Raw genomic sequence first — 19961 nt, 5'->3', positions numbered from 1 at the left:
CATCGTCCGGCGCTCACAGCACCTTGCCGGGATTCATCAACCCTCGCGGATCGAGAGCGTCCTTGACCGCGCGCATCATGCAAATCTCCAGCGGCGTCCTGTAGCGCAGCAGTTCGGCGCGCTTCAGCTGACCGATGCCGTGCTCGGCACTGATGCTCCCACCGAACTCGTCCACGAGGTCATGCACGACGCGGTTGACCTGCGGCTGCGCGGCGAGAAACGAGGCGCGGCCACCTGCGGTCGGTCGCGACTGGTTGTAGTGCAGATTGCCGTCGCCAATATGGCCAAAGGTGACCATCCTGATGCCCGGAAAAGCCTCGACCAATGCACGATCCGCTCGCTCGATGAACTCCGGCAGGCGCGAGATCGGCAGCGAAACATCGTGCTTGATGCTCGGGCCCTCGATCCGCTGCGCCTCGCCAATGCTCTCGCGCAGCGTCCACAACCGCCGTGCCTGCTCGCCGCTCTGCGCCAACACCGCGTCGGCGATGCGTCCGTCGTCGATCATGCTCGCCAGGAAGGACGTCAGCTCCTCGCGCAGGGAAGCCTCATCGCCGCCAGCGGACAGCTCGACCAGAAGATGCCATGGACTGTCAACGAGTGTCGGGTGCGGACCGGGGATGTGCTGGCGAACCAGTCCCAGCGCGACGCCGGACACCAGTTCGCAGGCGGTCAGCGCCGGACCGAAACGATCCTGCAGGGCGACCAGCACGCGCACCGCCATCTCCGGTGCAGCAATCGCCAGCCAGGCGGTCGCCTTCGCCCGTGGCCAGGGAAAGAGCCGCAACACGGCGGCAGTGATGATGCCGAGCGTACCTTCGGCGCCGATGAATAGTTGCTTGAGGTCGTAACCGGTGTTGTCCTTGCGCAGGGCACGCAGACCATCCCAAACCTCGCCACTTGGCATGACCACCTCGAGACCCAGCGTCAACTGGCGCGCCGTACCGTAACGCAGAACCTGCACACCACCGGCATTGGTCGACAGATTGCCACCGATCTGGCAACTTCCCTCGGCGGCGAGTGACAGTGGAAACAGCCGACCGGCCGCAGCGGCAGCCTCCTGCACTTGCTGCAGAAGGCAACCCGCCTCGACGGTGATCGTGTCGTTCGCCACATCGATCGCCCGCACGCGGTTCAACCGCGCCAGGCTGATCACCACCGAGCGGCCGTCGGCAGCCGGCGTCGCCGCGCCGCAGAGGCTGGTGTTTCCACCCTGCGGCACCATCGCCACGCCAGCCTGCGCACACAGCCTCACCACGGCTGACACGGCGGCCGCGGTCGCCGGTTTGACGACGCAGAGCGCCGTCCCGCGATAGCGACCCCGCCAGTCAACGAGATGTCCGGCCACGGCGTCGGCTGCAACCAGCACATTCGCCTCACCAACCACTTCACCGAGCCTGCTGATCAGACTTTTGTCATCCACGGATGCCCCCTGCCCTCACGGATCGCCGTCGCAGCACTGCACCGCTGCACTTGCTGCGCGGTCTGCGGCGGCAGACTTGGGCGATGTTAGCAGGGTCTTTGATTAATCTCGCGTTTGATGCGAAGATTCCACCAAAACGGGTTGCCGCCTGGCATCCCGGCCCCTGACCAAGGCATGCACGACCATCACCACACACGCCAGGCGGAGACTTCGCCCCATTGAAGCCCATGACCATCGCTCACATCGACGCAGGCAGACCGCCGCGCATGCGCCGTTCGCAGCGCCCTCAGGCCCTTACCGAGTGGTGCCGGCGCCGATGAAGCTGCCGATTGGAATCGTTGGCGACATCGGAGGCACCCACGCCCGTTTCGCACTGCTCGACGAAGCGAACATGCCGCAACGCTTGCAGGTCATGGCGGTAGCAGACTTCGCCGGGCCGGTCGAGGCGATGCAAGCATATCTCGCAGCATCTGCGATCCCCACCCCATCGGCCGCTGCAATCGCCATTGCGGCGCCGGTACACGATGGGGTGGTCGCGCTGACCAACGCTGCCTGGAGCTTTTCGCGCGAGAGCATCACGGCACGGCTCGGGCTGCGCAAGTTGCTGCTGCTCAATGATTTCAGCGCGCTCGCCCTGTCGCTACCCCGTCTTCCCGCTGCCGAGCTGCGACAGGTCGGCGGTGGGAGTCCCGCCCCCGGCGCGGCCAAAGCGGTCCTCGGCCCTGGGACCGGGCTGGGTGTTTCCGGCCTGCTCCATCATGGCGCCGACTGGTTGCCCCTGAGCGGTGAAGGCGGCCATTGCTCGCTTGCGCCGGCAGACGCCCGCGAGGCGGCGATCCTGGCGCTCGCTTGGCGCGAGTTCGAGCATGTCTCGGCCGAGCGACTCCTTTCTGGCAGCGGCCTGCCGCTGCTGCATCGTCTGGTCGCGATGGTCGACGGGCGCACGCATGTGCCCCTGAACACCGTCGAGATCGTCGCGGGCGCCGTCGCCGGCGACGACCGGCAATGTGCTGCGGTGATCGACACCTTCTGCGCACTGCTCGGCTCGGTGGCCGGCAATCTGGCGCTCACCCTCGGCGCACGGGGTGGCGTTTATGTCGGCGGTGGTATCATTCCGCGACTGGGGGAAATCTTCGATCGCTCGCCCTTCCGCGCGCGGTTCGAGGCCAAGGGGCGCTTCGCTTCCTATCTGGCCACCGTTCCGACCTATGTCATCCTTTCGCCTGCACCCGCCCTGCTGGGTGCTGCTCAGGCCCTGGCCACGTGCGAGGGTTGCCGATGAACCTTTCTTGGAGTACCCGCCTGATGTCCAACGCCGTCCCCCCCCTTTCCGAGAGCGAACAGCTGCGCTGCGCAGTCGAGCAGAAACTCGTCGGCACGATCGCGGCCGAGCCGACCCGCGCCACCCGGGCCGACCTCTATCTCGCGCTTTCGCAAGTGGCACGGGAGCAGTTGGCTGAGCGTTGGGTGCGGACCCAGAATGCCGACCGCAACAACAAGGCCCGCCGCATCTACTACCTGTCGATGGAATTCCTCATCGGCCGGGCAATGAACAACGCGCTCTCGGCCATCGGCCTGCGTGACCAGACCGCAGCCCTGTTCACGCCACCGGGCCCGTCACTCGAGGAGGTGATGGAATGTGAACCCGATGCGGCACTGGGCAATGGCGGCCTCGGTCGCCTGGCTGCCTGCTTCCTCGATTCGATGGCCACGGTCGGGCTGCCATCCTGGGGTTATGGAGTCCGTTACGAGTACGGCATGTTTGCACAGTCGATCCTCAACGGACAACAGATCGAGAAACCCGAAGCCTGGCTGCAGGACCGGTCGCCGTGGGAGTTCCCACGCGCCAACAAGCACCACACCGTTCGTTTCGGCGGCACCTGCGAACATCATGGAGAATGGGCCGAATGGCATGCAGCGGACTCGGTCGAGGCGAAGGCCTTCGACTACGTCATCCCGGGGCACGGGACCGATAGAGTCAGCACCTTGCGCCTGTGGAAAGCGGCTGCGCCATCGGAAATCGACCTCGGCGCCTTCAACACCGGTGACTACCAACGCGCGGCGGAGTTCAAGAACCGATTCGAGAACATTTCCTGGGTGCTCTACCCGAATGACAGCACCTCGGCCGGCCGCGAGTTGCGCCTGCGCCAAGAGTACTTCTTCGTTTCTGCATCCTTGCAGGACATCCTGGAACGTCACCAGGCGGAGCATGGCACCTTCAGCAACCTCGCCGAGCACGTGGCGATCCACCTCAATGACACCCACCCGGCGATCAGCGTCGCCGAGCTGATGCGGCTGCTGGTGGACGATCACGGAATGCCTTGGGCTGCCGCCTGGGAGCAATGCCGCAGGATTTTCTCGTATACCAACCACACGCTGATGCCGGAGGCGCTCGAAACCTGGAAGGTGACGCTGATCCAGCGCGTGTTGCCGCGCCACATCCTGATCATCTACCGCATCAACCAAGAGTTCCTCGACGAGGTCGTTCGCCTCTACCCGGGGGACATCGACCTCATGCGAAGGGTGTCCTTGATCGACGATGGCGGCGGCCACGACAAGGACAAGCGGGTGCGCATGGCGAACCTCTGCATCGTCGGCAGCCACCGCGTCAACGGCGTCTCGCAACTGCACTCGGATCTCATGGTGCAAACCATCTTCGCCGACTTTGCCCGCCTCTACCCGGAGCGTTTCCACAACAAGACCAACGGCGTCACGCCACGGCGCTGGCTGGCGCAGGCCAACCCGGCGCTGTCGACGCTGCTCGACGAGAGACTCGGCGGCAAAGACTGGCGACTCGATCTCGATCGCCTGCAGGAGTTGCGGGCGAGCGCCGACGACGCCGGTTTCCGCACCGCCTTCGCGGCCGCGAAGCGCGGCAACAAGCTGCGCCTGGCGAACTATGTGGCACGTGAACTGGCCGTCAACCTCGACCCGGACAGCCTGTTCGACGTCCAGGTGAAACGGATTCACGAGTACAAGCGGCAACTGCTCAACGTGCTGCACGTCATCACCCGCTACAACGCGCTGCTCGACGGTACGGCGAGCGACTATGCGCCGCGCAGCGTGATCTTCGCCGGTAAGGCGGCCTCGTCATACCACATGGCGAAACAGGTGATTCGCCTGATCCATGACGTGGCCGCAGTGGTCAACAACGATCCGCGGACGCGTGATCTGCTGCGCGTCGTGTTCATCCCCAACTACGGCGTGTCGATCGCCGAATTGATCATGCCCGCAGCCAACCTGTCGGAACAGATTTCCACGGCCGGAACCGAAGCCTCGGGCACCGGCAACATGAAGCTTTCGCTGAACGGCGCGCTGACGATCGGCACCGAGGATGGTGCGAACATCGAAATCCGCGACAACGTCGGCGCCGAGAATATCTTCATCTTTGGCAACAACACGGCCCAGGTCAACGCAATCAGGCAGGCGGGCCATCAACCACTGGCTCTGTACCACGGCGATCCCGCGATGAAGGAGGCACTCGACCGCATCGACACGGGCTTCTTCTCGCCGGGTGAACGTTCGCGCTACCACGACATTTTCAACTGCCTGCTGCACTACGGCGATCACTACCTGCTGCTCGCCGATTATGCAGACTACGTGGCGACGCAAGGACGGGTCGACGCACTCTACCTGGACAGCGACGAATGGCAGCGCAAGGCGATCATCAACGTCGCCGGCATGGGTCCCTTTTCCGCTGACCGGACGATTCGCGACTACGCCAACGACACCTGGCACATCGGCACAAACTGAGTAAGGACGTCTCGCATGCTTGACTCTGCTGACATCATCGCCCTCTACCGGGCACAACACAGCGACCCCTATGCGGTCCTCGGCATGCACACCGACGCCGACGGAAAACTCTGGGTGCGCAGCATGCAGCCCGGCGCGCTCGCGGTTGCCGTCGTCGACGCCAAGACCGGCCGCCAGGTCGCCGAGCTGGAACAACGGCGGATCGAGGACGTGGAAGGCTTCTTCGAGGGATCGATTCCCCGCCGCCGCAACTACTTTCCCTATCGCCTGCGAATCAGCTGGCAGGAGGGGATACAGGAGACCGATGATCCGTATCGCTTTTGGACCGTTCTTGGTGAGATGGATGTCTGGCTGCTCGCCGAAGGCTCGCACCTGCGCCCGTTCGAGCGTCTCGGCGCCCACCTGTGTGAGATCGACGGCGTTGCCGGAACCGCGTTTGCCGTCTGGGCGCCTGACGCGCAACGCGTCAGCGTCGTCGGGGACTTCAACACCTGGGACGGCCGTCGCCACCCGATGCGCCTGCGCCGCGAATGTGGCGTCTGGGAGATCTTCCTGCCCGGCGTCGCGGCCGGTGCGCACTACAAGTTCGAGATCCGATCACGCGAGGGCCATCTGCTGCCGCTGAAAGCAGACCCTTACGGCTTCCAGGCCGAAATGCGCCCGTCGACCGCGTCCGTCGTCTGCGCCCTCCCGCCACCCGTCGAAGCTTCGTCGATTCCGGCCGGCGACCAGCTCGATGCGCCGATGTCGATCTACGAGGTCCATCTGGCTTCGTGGCGGCGGGCCGATGATGGCGGCTTTCCAGATTGGCAACGGCTGAGCGAAACGCTGATCCCCTACGTCGTCAACCTGGGTTTTACACATCTCGAACTGCTGCCGGTCTCCGAACATCCATTCGACGGCTCGTGGGGCTACCAGCCGCTCGGACTGTACTCGCCGACCGCCCGCCACGGCACACCGAACGGTTTCCGCGATTTCGTTCGCGCCTGCCACGCTGCGGGTCTGCGCGTGATCGTCGACTGGGTACCGGCGCATTTTCCGAACGACGAGCACGGTTTGGGCCGCTTCGACGGCACCGCACTCTACGAGCATGCCGACCCGCGCGAGGGAATGCACCAGGACTGGGGCACGCTGATCTACAACTTCGGTCGCCGAGAAGTCAGCAACTATCTGATCGGCAACTCCCTGTTCTGGATCGAGCGCTACGGGGTCGATGGACTGCGGGTCGACGCAGTCGCATCGATGCTGTATCGCGACTACAGCCGCGAAGACGGGCAATGGCTGCCGAACGTGCACGGCGGTCGCGAGAATCTCGAGGCCGTGGCGTTCCTGCGCCGCATGAATGAGGTGCTCGGCCAGGAACATCCGGGCGCCTCGACACACGCCGAGGAATCCACGGCATGGCCAATGGTCAGCCGCCCGCCGGAAATGGGCGGCCTCGGCTTCCATTACAAGTGGAACATGGGCTGGATGCACGATGTCCTCGACTACATGACGCGCGATCCGGTACATCGCAAGTATCACCACAACCAGCTCAGCTTCGGCCTGATGTACGCCTTCAGCGAGAACTTCGTGCTGCCCCTGTCCCATGATGAGGTGGTCCATGGCAAGGGCTCGCTGATCAGCAAGATGGCGGGCGACTACTGGCAGAAGTTCGCCAATCTGCGTTCGCTGTATGCCTTCATGTGGGCCCACCCGGGCAAGAAGCTGCTCTTCATGGGTGGCGAGATCGGTCAGTGGAACGAATGGAATCACGACACCTCGCTCGACTGGGGACTGCTCGACTTTCCGCTGCACGCGGGCGTGCACGATCTCATTCGCGATCTCAACGGGGTGTACCGCAGCAACCCGGCTCTGCACCAGATCGACTTCGAACCCGCCGGTTTCGAATGGGTGGCTGCCGACGACGCGGAGTGCTCGGTGGTCGCCTTCGTCCGCTGGAGTCGTGACCGTTCGCGCGCCCTGCTCTATGTCGGCAACTTCACGCCCGTCGTGCGCCATGGTTACCGGATTGGCGTGCCGATGGCGGGAATGTACCGCGAGCGACTGAATACCGACTCGCAGCACTATGGCGGCAGCAACGTCGGCAACGGGTTGGAGCCGCTGTTTGCCGAGGAGGTCACCGCGCATGGTCGCACTCTGTCGCTGAATCTGACCTTGCCGCCACTCGCGGCACTGTACTTCGAATGGACGGCCTGAGCGGCCGGTTGCTCGCTGCTGGGCGGCCGTGGCCGCTCGGCAGTCACTGGGACGGCTCCGGCGTCAATTTCGCACTCTTTTCCGCGCACGCCGAACGGGTCGAACTCTGCCTCGTCGACGGCCAGCAGATGCGCGTGTTGCCACTGCGCGAATGCACCGACCAGGTGTGGCACGGCTACCTTCCTGGCGCGGGTCCAGGATTGCGTTATGCCTTTCGCGTGCATGGCAGAAACGCGCCCGCAGAAGGGCATCGTTTTGACGGCAGGCGATTGCTGCTCGACCCCTACGCACGCGAAGTAGTGGGCCGCTTCTCTTGGCCGGCACACGATGACCCGGTCCATCTGCTGACCGCCGCCGTAGTGGACGAGCGCTTCGACTGGGATGATGACTCACCACCGGCAACGCCTTGGTCCGAAACCGTGCTCTACGAAGCGCACGTGAAGGGGATGAGCCGGCAACATCCCGGTGTTCCCGAGGTGCTGCGCGGCAGCTACGCCGGCCTCGCGACCCCGGCACTGATCGAACACTTCCAACGACTGGGCGTCACTGCCATCAACCTGCTGCCGATCCATCACTTTCTCGACGAGCAGCGGCTGGTCAATGAGGGGCGGGTCAACTATTGGGGCTACAACTCGCTCGCTTTTTTCGCTCCGGAGCCTCGCTACGCAGCGCGCATCGGTGGCCAATCGGCGATCGCCGAGTTCAAGAGCATGGTCCGTACGCTCCATGCCGCCGGACTCGAAGTCATTCTCGACGTGGTCTTCAACCATACCGCCGAGACCGACGAGTGGGGCCCGACCATTTCCTTTCGCGGCATCGACAACCGCAGCTACTACCGCCTGCCACCGGACAACCTCGCCGCCTACGAGAACTTCAGCGGCTGCGGCAACACCGTCAACCTCGCCCACCCACGCGTTCTGCAATTGGTGATGGACTCACTGCGCTACTGGGTCGAGGTGATGCACGTCGACGGCTTCCGCTTCGACCTCGCCGCCGCGCTGACCCGTGACAGCGCCTTCCTGCCGGCGCTCAGGCAGGATCCCGTGCTGCAGCGCGTCAAGCTGATCGCCGAACCATGGGACCTCGGTCCCGACGGCTACCGGCTCGGCCGTTTCCTTCCCGGCTGGAGCGAATGGAACGACCGCTTCCGTGATGACGTGCGTGCCTTCTGGCTGACTGGCGAGGCCAGCGCCGGGCAACTGGCGCAGCGGCTTGCCGGCTCGAGCGAGATCTTCCAGGCAACGGGACGGCCACCACAGGCCGGCGTCAATTTCATCACCGCGCACGATGGCTTCACCCTGCGTGACCTCCTCAGCTACCAGCAGAAGCACAACGAACTCAATGGCGAGGAGAACCGTGACGGACACAGCCACAACTGCTCGTGGAACTGCGGAGAGGAAGGCGAAAGCCATGATCCGGCGGTACTCGAACGGCGCCGCCGACTGCAACGCGCCCTCCTGACGACACTGCTGATCGCGCAGGGAGTGCCGATGCTGCAGGGCGGTGACGAACTGGGACGCAGCCAGGCGGGCAACAACAATGCCTACTGCCAGGACAACCCGATGACTTGGCTCGACTGGCGCAGTACCGACGAGAGTCTCATCGACTACGTCGCCGGCCTCATCGCGCTGCGCTGGCGCTTTCCGCAATTGCGGCAGCAACGCTGGCTAACCGGCGAGACCACGGCGGCGGATGCCTGCCCCGACGTGACCTGGTGGCACCCGGCCGGTCGGCCGATGCGCGTCGGCGACTGGCAGTCGAAAAAACTGGCAGCATTCGGGCTGCACCTGACGGCGTCGAAGGAGCAGCGCGACGGGGATGCCGCCGTTGCGGATCTCCTCTGCCTGATCAACCGCGACGACATCCCGGTTTCCTTCCTGCTTCCGGCGGGCAACTGGCAACAGATCTGCGACAGCAACGCCGAGGCCGCTTTCGCCAGCTGCCAGCGGGAAAGGACGACCCCGGTTGCCGCACGCAGCCTCCAGATCCTCTGTCGTTGGTGAACGCCGAATGCCTGTCCCGTCGTCGGGCGACAGGCAATGCCGGTCGAGACCGTTGCGGGCTGGCGAGGACCCGCCCTCGGCCCGCCACATCCGGAGCGCCGCGAGCGTTCTTTTTTTGACGCCGCGAGAGCGATTGGCTATACTGCCGTCCTCGTTGGCCAAGTAGCTCAGTTGGTAGAGCAGCGGACTGAAAATCCGCGTGTCCGTGGTTCGATTCCGCGCTTGGCCACCATATTCCAAAGCCCGGACTCGCTCCGGGCTTTTTCGTATCCGCCCGCAATGCCAGTCCGGGCCGGGCTTCGCGGATTTGCCTCGCGAGCGGCACTCGTCCCATCCCCTCGTTTCTGGCCCTTCACGGCCTCTCTGTTCTCCGTTTTTATCTGGTAGTCTCGCGAGCGCGCGCGAGGCCACTTCCTGTAATGGTGCGGGTTTGCGGGCAGGCGGTTGTTCTTGGCAACTCCTGGGGCGGAAGCGACCGAGACACGCTGAGCATAACGAGCGTGGTGTCAATCGGCGGCAAAAGCGAGGACAATTCCACCCCATGCATAAGAGTGCTCTCTACGCCTTGGTAGCTGCCGTTCTGTTTGGTGCCAGTACACCCTTGGCCAAGCTGCTGATTGGGGAAACGTCGCCTTTAATTCTGGGCGGCCTGCTGTACTTGGGCAGCGGCATCGGCCTTGGTGTTGCCCGGGCGATCCGTGACCGGGGGTGGCTTCCCTCGGGCATCGCGCGTCAGGAATGGCCTTGGCTGTTGGGCGCTATCTTCTTCGGTGGCATGTTAGGTCCCGTCGCTCTCATGTTCGGGCTGACCCGCACCAGTGGATCTACCGCATCGCTGCTGCTGAACCTTGAAGCGGTATTGACGGCGCTGATTGCCTGGTTCGTGTTCAAGGAGAATGCCGACCGGCGCATCGTCTTGGGTATGGTCGCCATCGTCGCTGGCGGAGTGATCTTGTCCTGGCCGCTCGGAGAGTCTGACGGCGACAACTGGCTCGGCCCACTCGCGATAGCCTTGGCCTGCGGGTGCTGGGCAATCGACAACAACCTGACGCGCAAGGTATCTGCGTCGGACGCTCTGTTCATCGCCAGCAGCAAAGGCTTGATCGCGGGCTTTGTTAACTGCACCCTTGCACTGTCCATGGGAGAGCAGTTCCCCGTCCCTGCACTGACCGCAACGATGATGGCAGTCGGGCTGATGGGCTACGGCGTAAGTTTGGTACTGTTCGTGCTAGCCCTTCGTGGACTTGGTACGGCGCGAACAGGGGCCTATTTCTCGACAGCCCCCTTCGTCGGCGCTCTGATTGCTCTTACGGTTCTCGGCGAGTCTGCCAGTCCCGTGTTCTGGCTGGCCAGTGCACTGATGGTTTGGGGCGTCTGGCTACACCTCACTGAAAAGCACGAACACGAGCACTCCCACGAGCGACTCGACCACAGTCACTCCCATCGTCACGACGAACATCACCAACATGATCACGAGTTCGCTTGGCATGGTCAGGAGCCGCATTCGCACCCGCACTCCCACGCCTTGGTGACCCACAAACACCCACATTTCCCCGATGTTCATCATCGCCATGCGCACTGACGGACTGTTGCCCCCGCTCTGCGGTCAGAGGGAGTTCACCAACTTCGACTGATCTTCCCAACCACTAGGCCAAGGGCGGCGCACCACCTTCGTAACCGGTAACCAGCCGGCGTTCTTCCCTGCGCTTGTCGCCCGGCCGAGAATGCCTTCCTCGGACGACGGAATCGAGAGCAGAGATGGAGACGACGAGCAGGAGGTTGCGGGTGAAGCGCGGCGCGGAGCAGTGGCGGGCGCTGCTGTCGCGCTTTGACGGGAGCGGCTTGAGCATTGCTGAATTCTGCGCGCGGGAAGGAATCAGCGATACCAGTTTCCATCGCTGGCGAAGCCACCTACGGGCCGCCGGCAGCAGCCAACCGGACCGGGCGGTGCCGGCCGCCTTCCTCGACGCGGGCGTTCCGCAGCGCGTGCCCCCGTCGGCTGCGCGTCTTGAACTGACCCTCGACCTCGGCGGAGGTCTGCAGCTGTCGCTCGTTCGCGGCTGATGTTCTTCCGGGAAGCGCAAATTCGCGTGCAGGTCCATGGTCGCCCGGCCGATCTGCGCCAATCCTTCGACGGGTTGATTGCGCTGACGCGCAGCGCGCTGCGCGAGGACCCCGTGAGCGGACAACTGTTCGTCTTCTTCAACCGGCGCTCGACACTGGTCAAGGTGCTTTACTGGGACCGCAGCGGTTTCTGCGTCTGGGCCAAGCGTCTCGAGGCGGGCCGCTTCATTCGCGACTGGTCGAAGGCGAGCACCCGTGAAACCGACTGGACTGGCCTGAAACACCTCCTTGAGGGCATCGAACCGGGGCGCACCCGGAAGCGCTACCACCTGTCATCCAAAGATGAATCCAGCCCTCTGCTCCGCCCTTTTCAGCCTCGAAGACGCCGCGACCTTGAGCCCGCAGAACGTCCTCGATCTCGCCGCTGCCTGCCGGGAATGGGAGAAGACCGGCGCCGTCCAGCGCCAGGAAATCGCCGGACTCAGGCAGCAGATCGGCTGGTTCAAGCGACAGCTCTTCGGCCAGAAGAGCGAACGCCGCATCGACATCGGCAGCCCCGGCCAGATGAGCTTGGGCGAATGGCCCGGCGAGCCGGCAGCGCCGGAAGCCAAAGGCCATCCCGTCGTCGCCCATACCCGCAAAGCGCCCAGCCGGCGCAACGACGACGAGTCCGTACCCTTCTTCGACGAGACCCGCGTGCCGATCGAGGTCGTCGAACTGTCTGCACCGGAAACCCATGGCCTCTCGCCCGAGGACTACGAGATCATCCGTCACAAGGAGAGCTACCGCCTGGCGCAGCGGGGAGTTACGTCGTGATCAAGTATCGGCGGCCCGTGGTGAAGATCAGGGCCAGCCAGATGCTCGTCTGCGCGCCGGCACCGAGCAACGTCATCGACGGCAGCCGGGCGGACGTGAGCTTCGTTGCCGGCCTGTTGATTGACAAGTTCGCCTACCACCTGCCGCTGTATCGCCAGCACCAACGCCTTGCCGACGCGGGCTTCACCCTCAGCCGGCCGTGGCTGACGCAGATCGCCCAACAAGGGGCGGCCCTGCTCGAGGCGATCTACGAGGCGCAGTGGGCGTCGATTCGCGAGTCCCGGGTCAAGGCGATGGATGAAACGCCGATCAAGGCCGGACAGGGCGTGCCCGGGAAGCTGAAGCGAGGCTACTTCTGGCCCGTCCATGGGGAACGCGACGAGATCTGTTTTCCCTTCTTCGAGAGCCGCGAGATCAAGCACGTCGAGGCGGCGCTGGGGCTGACGCCTGCCGAGCGGGCGGTGCTGCTGTCGGATGGCTACCACGCCTATGCCCACTACGCGGCGAAGACCGGGATCACTCATGCCCAGTGCTGGGCGCATACCCGCCGCGGCTTCTTCGAGGCGCAGGCCGCCGAGCCGGAAGCCGCCGCCGACGCGCTGGCGCTGATCGGCGAGCTGTATCAGGTCGAGGAAGACATCCGCCAGGCCGGCCTGAAGGGCGAGCGCAAGAAGGATCATCGGCTGGCGCATGCCAAGCCAGTCGTCGAGCGCTTCTTCGCCTGGATCGACGAACGCTTCGCGGCACAGGGTCTGCTGCCGAGCAATCCGCTGACCAAGGCCCTGGCCTATGCACGCGACCGTCGCTTCGGCCTGGAGGTGTTCCTCAGCGACCCGGACGTGCCGATCGATACGAATCATCTCGAACCCGCCCTGCGCGTGATTCCGATGGGTCGCCGCAACTGGATGTTCTGCTGGAGCGAACTCGGTGCCCGGCATGTCGGACTCCTGCAGAGCCTGATCGTCACCTGCCGACTGCACCGCATCAACCCCTACGACTATCTGGTCGATGTCCTGCAACGTATCGGACAGCATCCCGCGGAACGCGTCCACGAACTCACGCCCCGCCGCTGGAAAGCGCTCTTCGCCGCCAACCCGCTGCGCTCTCCCCTACACCGGCAGGCTCCGTAGGCGGGGCGAACGCCGCAGAGTTACCGGTTACCGGTACTCATCCCCCTCGATCTTCTCGACCGCGGCATTCCGGAACATGCCGATGATACCCTCGGCGACTTCCTCGCAGATCTCCTCTGGCAGGTCCAGCTCTTTGCGTAGCCGATGCATCGCGATGAAGTGCCGCGCCAGCGAGCGCTCCAGTTGGCCAAAGTCGATCGACGTCACGCCGGGAACGACCTCGATCGTGTCGCACAAGCAGCTCTCCAGAAGCTTGATCGAACCGTCGACTTGGGGCAGGAAGAAGAACCAGTAGGGCCATGCTTGGTCAAGGCGCCCAATGTAGGCGCGTACCTGAGGAACCTCGAACAGCTCACGCGGATCGTCATTGTAGCCGTCGACGACCAGGCTAATCCGGCCGCAAGAGTCGATCGCCGTCTGGCGATCTTCGGTCAGACGGCGCAAGAGTTGCAGCGGTGCGTCGACGTTGCAGGCTTCGACTTGGCTGCGGGAGAACATCAGGACGACTGGTTCAGTGACGCTTGGCCGTAAGCGCTGTTTCATACTGGTTCCACGAACGTCGCCGACTCACCTCGGGACGAATTGACCGCCCGGCACACCTTGTAGGCGATCATGCCGCTCGCGCCGGCGGGCCGCAGCAGCGCGCACAAGTTGCCCGTTTCGGTGTGGTCCGACTCCAGCCAGGTCCCGTAATCGTCGGCTTTAAGGATCACGGGCATCCGGTCGTGAATTGGCATCATCAACTCGTTGGCGTCCGTCGTGACGATGCAGCACGTGCGAACCTCTTCGCCCTCCGGCGACACCCAGCGCTCGGTGAGCCCGGCAAACCCGAACAGGTCGCCTTTCTCTCGCGGGCGAATGAAGTACGGTTGCTTGATGGTGCGACCGGCCTCCTGCACCGCCCTCCACTCGTAGAAACCGCTCGCCGGAACGATGCATCGCCAGCGACGAAAGGCGGCACGAAATGCTGGCTTTTCGGCTACGGTCTCCCCACGCGCGTTGATGAGCTTGGCGCCGATCGAGACATCCTTGGCCCAACAGGGAATGAGGCCCCAGCGATAGGTGCTCGCCACTCGCTCGCCGCGCTGTCCTGGGTGAACAACCAAGACCTTCATGGTCGGCGCGATGTTGTAGCGCGGCCCGAATTCGAACTCGCCGTTGAGATCGAACTGCTCCCGAATGCGGGAACTCGGGCCATGGAGGGCATACCGACCGCACATCTCAACACCCCGCCAACACGAGGTTTCTTGTGTGACTCTCCGCTCTCTTGCTCACGCCTACTCCAAAACACCCTGCGCCGAAAACTCTGTGGTCATATCATTCTTGACGGTCTGGACCACCTGAATGGAGAACGAAGATGACCGCCAAACCCACTCTACCCGAATCGACGTCGCCACGCGAGCGATCCACCGAGATCGCCAGCCTGCTTGGGATAGCGGTCGCCCGACTCCACGCCAAGCAGCCCGTGCCGAGCGACGTTTCGCTTGGCTTTTCCGCGCCCGAGCGCGTTCATACAACTCCCTCAACACCGGGAGTACCACCATGACATTGCCCTCCGTCGCCGCGCAGCTCGCGGCACTGCCTCAAATGCCCCTGGATCGCCTGTGGACTCTATGGGACGAACACTTCCCCCGCCGGCCGGTCCGCGTCACCCGGCGTTACCTCGAGAGTCGCCTCGCCCATCGCCTCCAGGAGGTCGCTTAAGGCGGCCTGCCGAAGGTGATCAAGGCGCGACTCGGCGACTGCGGCGAGCGCCTCTCGAAGATCAAGGTTGGCCGTGGTGCCGCAGTTCGCCTGATGCCCGGCACGGTCCTGATCCGCGAACGGGACGAGCGCGAGTACCGCCTCACCTTCATGGCCGACGGCCTATACGAACTCGACGGCCAGCGCTACAAGAGCCTATCCGCCGCCGCGAAGGCGATCACCGGCACGCACTGGTCCGGGCCGGCGTTCTTCGGGCTGAAGAAGGAGCGGCGATGAACACGGTGGCCCCGAAACGCTGCGCCGTCTACTGTCGCGTGTCGACTGACGAACGCCTCGACCAATCCTTCAACTCGAATGACGCCCAGAAGGAGTGTGGCTTCGCCTACGTGGCCAGCCAGCGGGCCGAAGGCTGGATCCCCGTTCCCGACGATTACGTCGATCCCGGCTTCTCCCGCGGCAACCTCGAGCGGCCCGGAATGAAGCGCCTCATGGCCGACATCGAGGCCGGCAAGATCGACACCGTGGTGGTCTACAAGATCCACCGCCTGACGCGGAGCCTGAGCGACTTCTCCCGGCTGATCGAAGTCTTCGAGCGCCACAAGGTGTCGTTCGTCGCCGTCACCCAGCAGTTCAACACCACCACCTCAATGGGCCGGCTGATGCTGAACGTGCTGCTGTCGTTTGCGCAGTCGAGCGCGAGGTCACCGGTGAACGCATCCGCGACAAGATCGCGGCCAGCAAGGCCAACGGGATGTGGATGGGCGGCGTGCCACCCCTGGGCTACGACGTCGAGAACCGGCGCCTGGTGCCCAATGCGCAGGAAGCCAAACTCATACGGCACATCTTCCGGCGCTTTGTCGAACTCGGTTCCAGCACCGCCCTGTTCAACAAGTTGAAACTGGACGGCGTTACCTCGAAGGCCTGGACCACTAAGGATAGAGGGGGCCCCGGAATTTCGGACAGCAGGATAAGTGGTAGCCTTGCCCCATTGAACGGCTGCGGAAGCAGCCCCAACAGGAGCGAGAGCATGACGAGAAGGACGAGGCGGAACCACACGCCGGCATTCAAGGCGCAGGTGGCGCTGGCGGCGCTGAAGAGCGACAAGACGCTGACCGAACTGGCGCAGCAGTACGACATTCACCCGAACCAGATCACGGACTGGAAGCGGCAGCTGACGGAGCGTGCGGTCCAGGTTTTTGGGGATACCAGCGTTCCTGCGAGCAGCGATCCGGACTTGACGAAACTGCACGCCAAGATCGGACAGCTGACGCTGGAGAAGGATTTTTTGGAACATGCGCTCACCAAGGCGGGCTTGCTGAGCGCAAGAAGATGATTGACCGCAAGCACAAGCTCCCTGTCGCGCATCAGTGCTCCCTCCTCGGGGTGGCCCGTTCGAGCGCGTACTACACGCCCCGCGAGGTCTCGGCGGAGGATCTGGCGCTGATGCGCCGGATCGACGAGTTGCATCTGGAGCACCCCTTCGCCAGCGCCCGCATGTTGCGCGATCTGCTGCGCCCCGAGGGCTTCCGGGCCGGCCGCCGACACATCGGCACCCTGATGGCGCGCATGGGCATCGAGGCCTTGTATCGGAAGCCCAACACCTCTCGTCGGCGGCGCGGCGACGAAATTCATCCGTATCTCCTGCGCGATCTTGCCGTCGAGCGGCCCAACCAGGTGTGGGCGGCGGACATCACCTACATTCCGATGCGCCGGGGCTTCCTCTACCTGTTCGCCGTGATCGACTGGTACTCGCGGCGGGTGCTCGCCTGGCGGCTGTCGAACACCTTGACGACCGACTTCTGTCTGGACGCGGTCCGGGAAGCCATCCACCGGCACGGCTGCCCGGAGATCTTCAACACCGATCAGGGTTGCCAGTTCACCAGCGGCGAATTCACCGGGATGCTCAAGGCGCACGGCATCCGGATCAGCATGGACGGCAAGGGGTCCTGGCGGGACAACGTCTTTGTCGAGCGCCTGTGGAAGACGCTCAAGTACGAGGAAGTGTATCTCAAGGCCTATGACAGCGTCGCCGATGCAAGAGCCAACCTGACCACGTACGTCCGCTTCTACAACGAGCGCCGACCGCATCGCGCCCTGGACGGCAAGACGCCGGACACCGCCTACTTCGCTGCCCTCGCGTCGGCCATCCGAGCCGCGGCGTAAGGCATGGGGAAGGGGCTCCGTGGATTTGTGGACGATGCGCTAGCGCGCACCGGGCCGCTTGCCATGGAAAAGTCTGGCGACTTTCCCACCGCACGTCCCTTCGCCCACAAGCTCCACCGAGCTCTATTCGGTTCGGATAAAATCCCAGAAGGTCAAAACCAACCGCATCACCGGTCAGCCGACCGGAACTGGCAGGGCTCCACTTATCGAAGAGCCTTTGCTGTCCAAACAAGCGGGGCCACCTCTGAAAGACGCTCGAACGTTTCTCTCCGACCAAGTGAGGCTGGCGCGGTTGGGTATGCGCCGACTCAGGAGTCTTGAGCATGGAATTCGCGTGGCCATGAGCTCTTGCCCGCTTGAAATCACTCCGCTGTCTTGCCCTCACCCTGTGTGGGTGCCTTACGAGCTTCCTCCAGATCGAGAACCTTTGCGTGGCTAAACGCTGCGGCGATGCGGTCCGCAGCACCCTTGCCCGTGTTCCGGTACCCTGACGAGAGTCCCAAAAACTCATCACCAATCTTCGCGTATATTTGTCTCCAATACGGAAAACAGCGTGGGTCTGGCCTATCGCATCGGCTGTCGGTGTATTCAAAAGAGTAGAGGCAGGTGTCCCCCGTGCATACCTCGCTCACGCCAGAGACAGGCACTCCGCGAGAGGCGAGGCGAATGCGCGACTCCTCTGCCATGTCCTTCGGTTGCGGGCCAGAAGGCCGTATCCCCCCGTGGGGAATGACCAGGAACGAGAAGTCTTGGCCATAAGCAGGAAGGAGCTCGATTCCGCCGCGAGGGCCGGGAGGCGGCGGGCGAGACGCGTATTGCCAATCGATCGGAATGCTCAGACGAATCCGAAATCGGTCGAAGTAGAACAAGCGATCGATCTCTTCAATTGGCTTGTGTGCTACGTACGTGACTGAGTCGAAAACCTTGAGCACGTCGTCCTGGACAGCAGCGCTGGCGACGCTGAAATGGAAGTCAAAGCAGAAGCCACGGTAGTAGGGATACCAGTACATGGTCCTTCGCCAAAACTTGACCTTTTTGGGCCCGAACTCGGAGATCGACCAGTCGTACATCAGAAGCGTCTTTCCGTGCGCTTCGATTTCGGCCACCTCGCCCACCTTGCCTTTGTCACCAACAAAGCTCGCCGTCCGATCGCGCCCCTCTTGGACACCTCGCGCGTAATGCCTTCGACAAGACTCCTCACTGTTGGCACCGTCGATCCGCTCCGCGAAAACGGTGGCCGTTGTTCCGGAAGTGTCGTTCCGCATGAAGAGGAACTGCGACGGCCCTGTAAACGGGAGTTCTTGGTGCTCAAATCCAGGCATATCGGCCAGCACATGCCAGTCTTCGCCCTCAATGTAGAGGCCAAGCTGACCGGGTTTGCCCGTCGAGAAGACCTGATTTGGATAGACTATGAGCAGAGATGGGGTGGCGTCCGCAGCCACGGACTCTCCGATGTCAGCACAGCCAACGGCAATCTGGAGCACCGCGCCGCCAAGGAGCGCGAGGACGAATGCTCGGGCCAGACGGCTCGCGGCTTCCAGTACAGCCGACATGGCCATACGTGTTTTGTTGATAGTGTCCGACACAGTGCTTGTCTCTCCTACAGTCCACGGGCCCACCGACGAGCATGCCGAGCGGTTCCGTTCCCAGATATACAAATTTGATCCTGATTAGCAATAATCCTCAGCAATACGTACCCATGGGTTCCCGAGCGCGCTATACTGTACAGACATACAGTTCTAGGCGAAAGGATCCCGTCATGGCAATGAACCGAATTCAGTTTCAACCTGGTCTGTCGATGCCCGACTTTTTCGCACGGTACGGAACGGAAGCCCAATGCGACACGGCGCTTGTGGAGGCGCGCTGGCCGGACGGCTTTCGCTGCCCGTGCTGCGGTGGTTCGGCCCATTGCGTGCTGCGCGCAGGCAGCCGCAAGCTGTTCCAGTGCAACGCCTGCCGACATCAGACCTCGCTGATTGCCGGTACGGTCTTTCAGGGCACGAAGCTCAGCCTGACGATCTGGTTTCTGGCCATCTACCTGATCAGCCAGGCGAAGACCGGGTTGTCCGCGCTCGCCCTCAAGCGGCAGTTGGGCGTCAGTTACCCAACGGCGTGGCTGATTCAGCACAAGTTGATGAGCGCCATGGCCAAGCGCGAAGAGCGCTACGTTCTCGAAGGGCAGGTCCAAGTCGATGATGCCTACCTTGGAGGCGAGCGCAGCGGCGGCAAGGCTGGTCGTGGCTCCGAGAACAAGATCCCTTTCGTCGCCGCGCTCTCGCTCACCGACGACGGGCATCCCTTGCGCGTCACGCTCTCGCCGGTGCCCGGCTTCACCCTCAAGGCCATCGCGGCCTGGGCCAAAACGCATCTGGCTCCAGGCAGCACCGTGTCTTCTGATGGTCTGGCCTACTTCACTGCCGTCACCGAAGCCGGGTGCATCCATCAGCCAACCGTCGTCGCCGGACGAAAGCCGAAAGACTTGACGGAGTTCCAGTGGATCAACACCGTTCTGGGCAATCTCAAGACCAGCCTGACCGGTAGCTATCATGCATTCAACTTCCGGAAGTATTCGGGTCTATGTCGTTTCGTGTGGAAACGGCGTCGGTGGATGGGCATCGAGGGTACGACGATGTCAAGGGCGGACGAAGTCCGGGCGAAGCCGAACCCTTGACATCGTCGTACCCTCGCCAACGCTTCCGCAAGGCC

Annotated in this window: 12 protein-coding genes, 1 tRNA gene and 4 pseudogenes; 13 read left to right on the top strand and 4 right to left on the bottom strand. The window is 63.5% G+C overall.

All coding sequences use genetic code 11. The features are described 5' to 3' along the window. Nucleotides 1-13: 13 nt before the first annotated feature. Nucleotides 14-1423, bottom strand: coding sequence for an FAD-binding oxidoreductase (locus V5B60_RS07150; RefSeq protein WP_332346375.1), 1410 nt, complete (start codon nt 1421-1423; stop codon nt 14-16). Nucleotides 1424-1739: 316 nt separating this feature from the next. Here V5B60_RS07150 and glk point away from each other — a divergent pair, with 316 nt between their 5' ends. The 9 genes and pseudogenes from glk (at nt 1740) to tnpC (ending at nt 13388) form a co-directional block, all read left to right on the top strand. Next, on the top strand, nt 1740-2705 hold the full coding sequence (gene glk / locus V5B60_RS07145; RefSeq protein WP_332346374.1) for a glucokinase: 966 nt from the start codon (nt 1740-1742) through the stop codon (nt 2703-2705). Between the two features lie 23 nt (nt 2706-2728). After that, nucleotides 2729-5176 (top strand): glycogen/starch/alpha-glucan phosphorylase, encoded by a 2448-nt coding sequence (locus tag V5B60_RS07140; protein ID WP_332346373.1) that lies wholly within the window; start codon nt 2729-2731, stop codon nt 5174-5176. 15 nt (nt 5177-5191) lie between these two features. Beyond that, nucleotides 5192-7375, top strand: coding sequence for a 1,4-alpha-glucan branching protein GlgB (glgB, locus tag V5B60_RS07135; protein ID WP_332346372.1), 2184 nt, complete (start codon nt 5192-5194; stop codon nt 7373-7375). Then, nucleotides 7363-9378, top strand: coding sequence for a glycogen debranching protein GlgX (gene glgX, locus V5B60_RS07130; RefSeq protein ID WP_332346370.1), 2016 nt, complete (start codon nt 7363-7365; stop codon nt 9376-9378). The genes glgB and glgX overlap by 13 nt, the downstream gene beginning before the upstream one ends. A 156-nt stretch (nt 9379-9534) precedes the next feature. Then, nucleotides 9535-9610: transfer RNA gene (locus V5B60_RS07125), tRNA-Phe, on the top strand. Nucleotides 9611-9919: 309 nt separating this feature from the next. Continuing rightward, nucleotides 9920-10960: a DMT family transporter gene (locus V5B60_RS07120; RefSeq protein ID WP_332346368.1), complete on the top strand. Its 1041-nt coding sequence runs from the start codon at nt 9920-9922 to the stop codon at nt 10958-10960. A gap of 176 nt (nt 10961-11136) precedes the next feature. Further along, complete coding sequence (gene tnpA, locus V5B60_RS07115; RefSeq protein WP_332346366.1) at nt 11137-11442, top strand: IS66 family insertion sequence element accessory protein TnpA; 306 nt, start codon at nt 11137-11139, stop codon at nt 11440-11442. Beyond that, nucleotides 11442-11744 (top strand): annotated as a pseudogene (tnpB, locus tag V5B60_RS22165) (IS66 family insertion sequence element accessory protein TnpB); the annotation flags it as partial. The gene tnpA and the pseudogene tnpB, both read left to right, overlap by 1 nt. A gap of 40 nt (nt 11745-11784) precedes the next feature. Next, nucleotides 11785-13388, top strand: a pseudogene (gene tnpC / locus V5B60_RS07110) (IS66 family transposase). Between the two features lie 27 nt (nt 13389-13415). Here the strand turns inward: tnpC and V5B60_RS07105 are convergent. Both V5B60_RS07105 and V5B60_RS07100 read right to left on the bottom strand, forming a co-directional pair. Then, nucleotides 13416-13931 carry a hypothetical protein gene (locus V5B60_RS07105; protein ID WP_332346364.1) on the bottom strand — a complete coding sequence of 172 codons (516 nt, stop codon included), beginning with the start codon at nt 13929-13931 and terminating at the stop codon, nt 13416-13418. Further along, nucleotides 13928-14608 carry an SOS response-associated peptidase gene (locus V5B60_RS07100; protein ID WP_332346362.1) on the bottom strand — a complete coding sequence of 227 codons (681 nt, stop codon included), beginning with the start codon at nt 14606-14608 and terminating at the stop codon, nt 13928-13930. Before V5B60_RS07100 ends, V5B60_RS07105 begins: the two co-directional genes overlap by 4 nt. Nucleotides 14609-14732: 124 nt before the next feature. Between V5B60_RS07100 and V5B60_RS07095 the strand changes: the two are divergent. The 3 genes and pseudogenes from V5B60_RS07095 to V5B60_RS07085 all read left to right on the top strand — a co-directional run bounded on the left by V5B60_RS07095 (nt 14733) and on the right by V5B60_RS07085 (nt 17255). Next, a pseudogene (locus V5B60_RS07095) lies at nt 14733-15368 on the top strand (DUF2924 domain-containing protein). Then, nucleotides 15365-16029: pseudogene (locus V5B60_RS07090) on the top strand (recombinase family protein); the annotation flags it as partial. The pseudogenes V5B60_RS07095 and V5B60_RS07090, both read left to right, overlap by 4 nt. Nucleotides 16030-16119: 90 nt before the next feature. Further along, nucleotides 16120-17255 (top strand): IS3 family transposase gene (locus V5B60_RS07085; RefSeq protein ID WP_332350461.1). Its coding sequence is split into 2 segments (ribosomal slippage): nt 16120-16387 and nt 16387-17255, totalling 1137 coding nucleotides; the frame shifts between segments, so codons are not numbered across the junction. A gap of 362 nt (nt 17256-17617) precedes the next feature. Here the strand turns inward: V5B60_RS07085 and V5B60_RS07080 are convergent. After that, entirely contained in the window at nt 17618-18841 is a 1224-nt protein-coding gene (locus tag V5B60_RS07080; protein ID WP_332346360.1) for a hypothetical protein, read from the bottom strand. 173 nt (nt 18842-19014) lie between these two features. Between V5B60_RS07080 and V5B60_RS07075 the strand changes: the two genes are divergently transcribed. Beyond that, nucleotides 19015-19926, top strand: a complete 912-nt coding sequence (locus V5B60_RS07075; RefSeq protein ID WP_434735365.1) for an IS1595 family transposase — start codon at nt 19015-19017, stop codon at nt 19924-19926. The last annotated feature ends 35 nt before the right edge of the window (nt 19927-19961 follow it).

Source organism: Accumulibacter sp., assembly GCF_036625195.1.
GTDB lineage: Bacteria > Pseudomonadota > Gammaproteobacteria > Burkholderiales > Rhodocyclaceae > Accumulibacter.
This window is presented reverse-complemented; position numbering and strand designations above follow the sequence as displayed.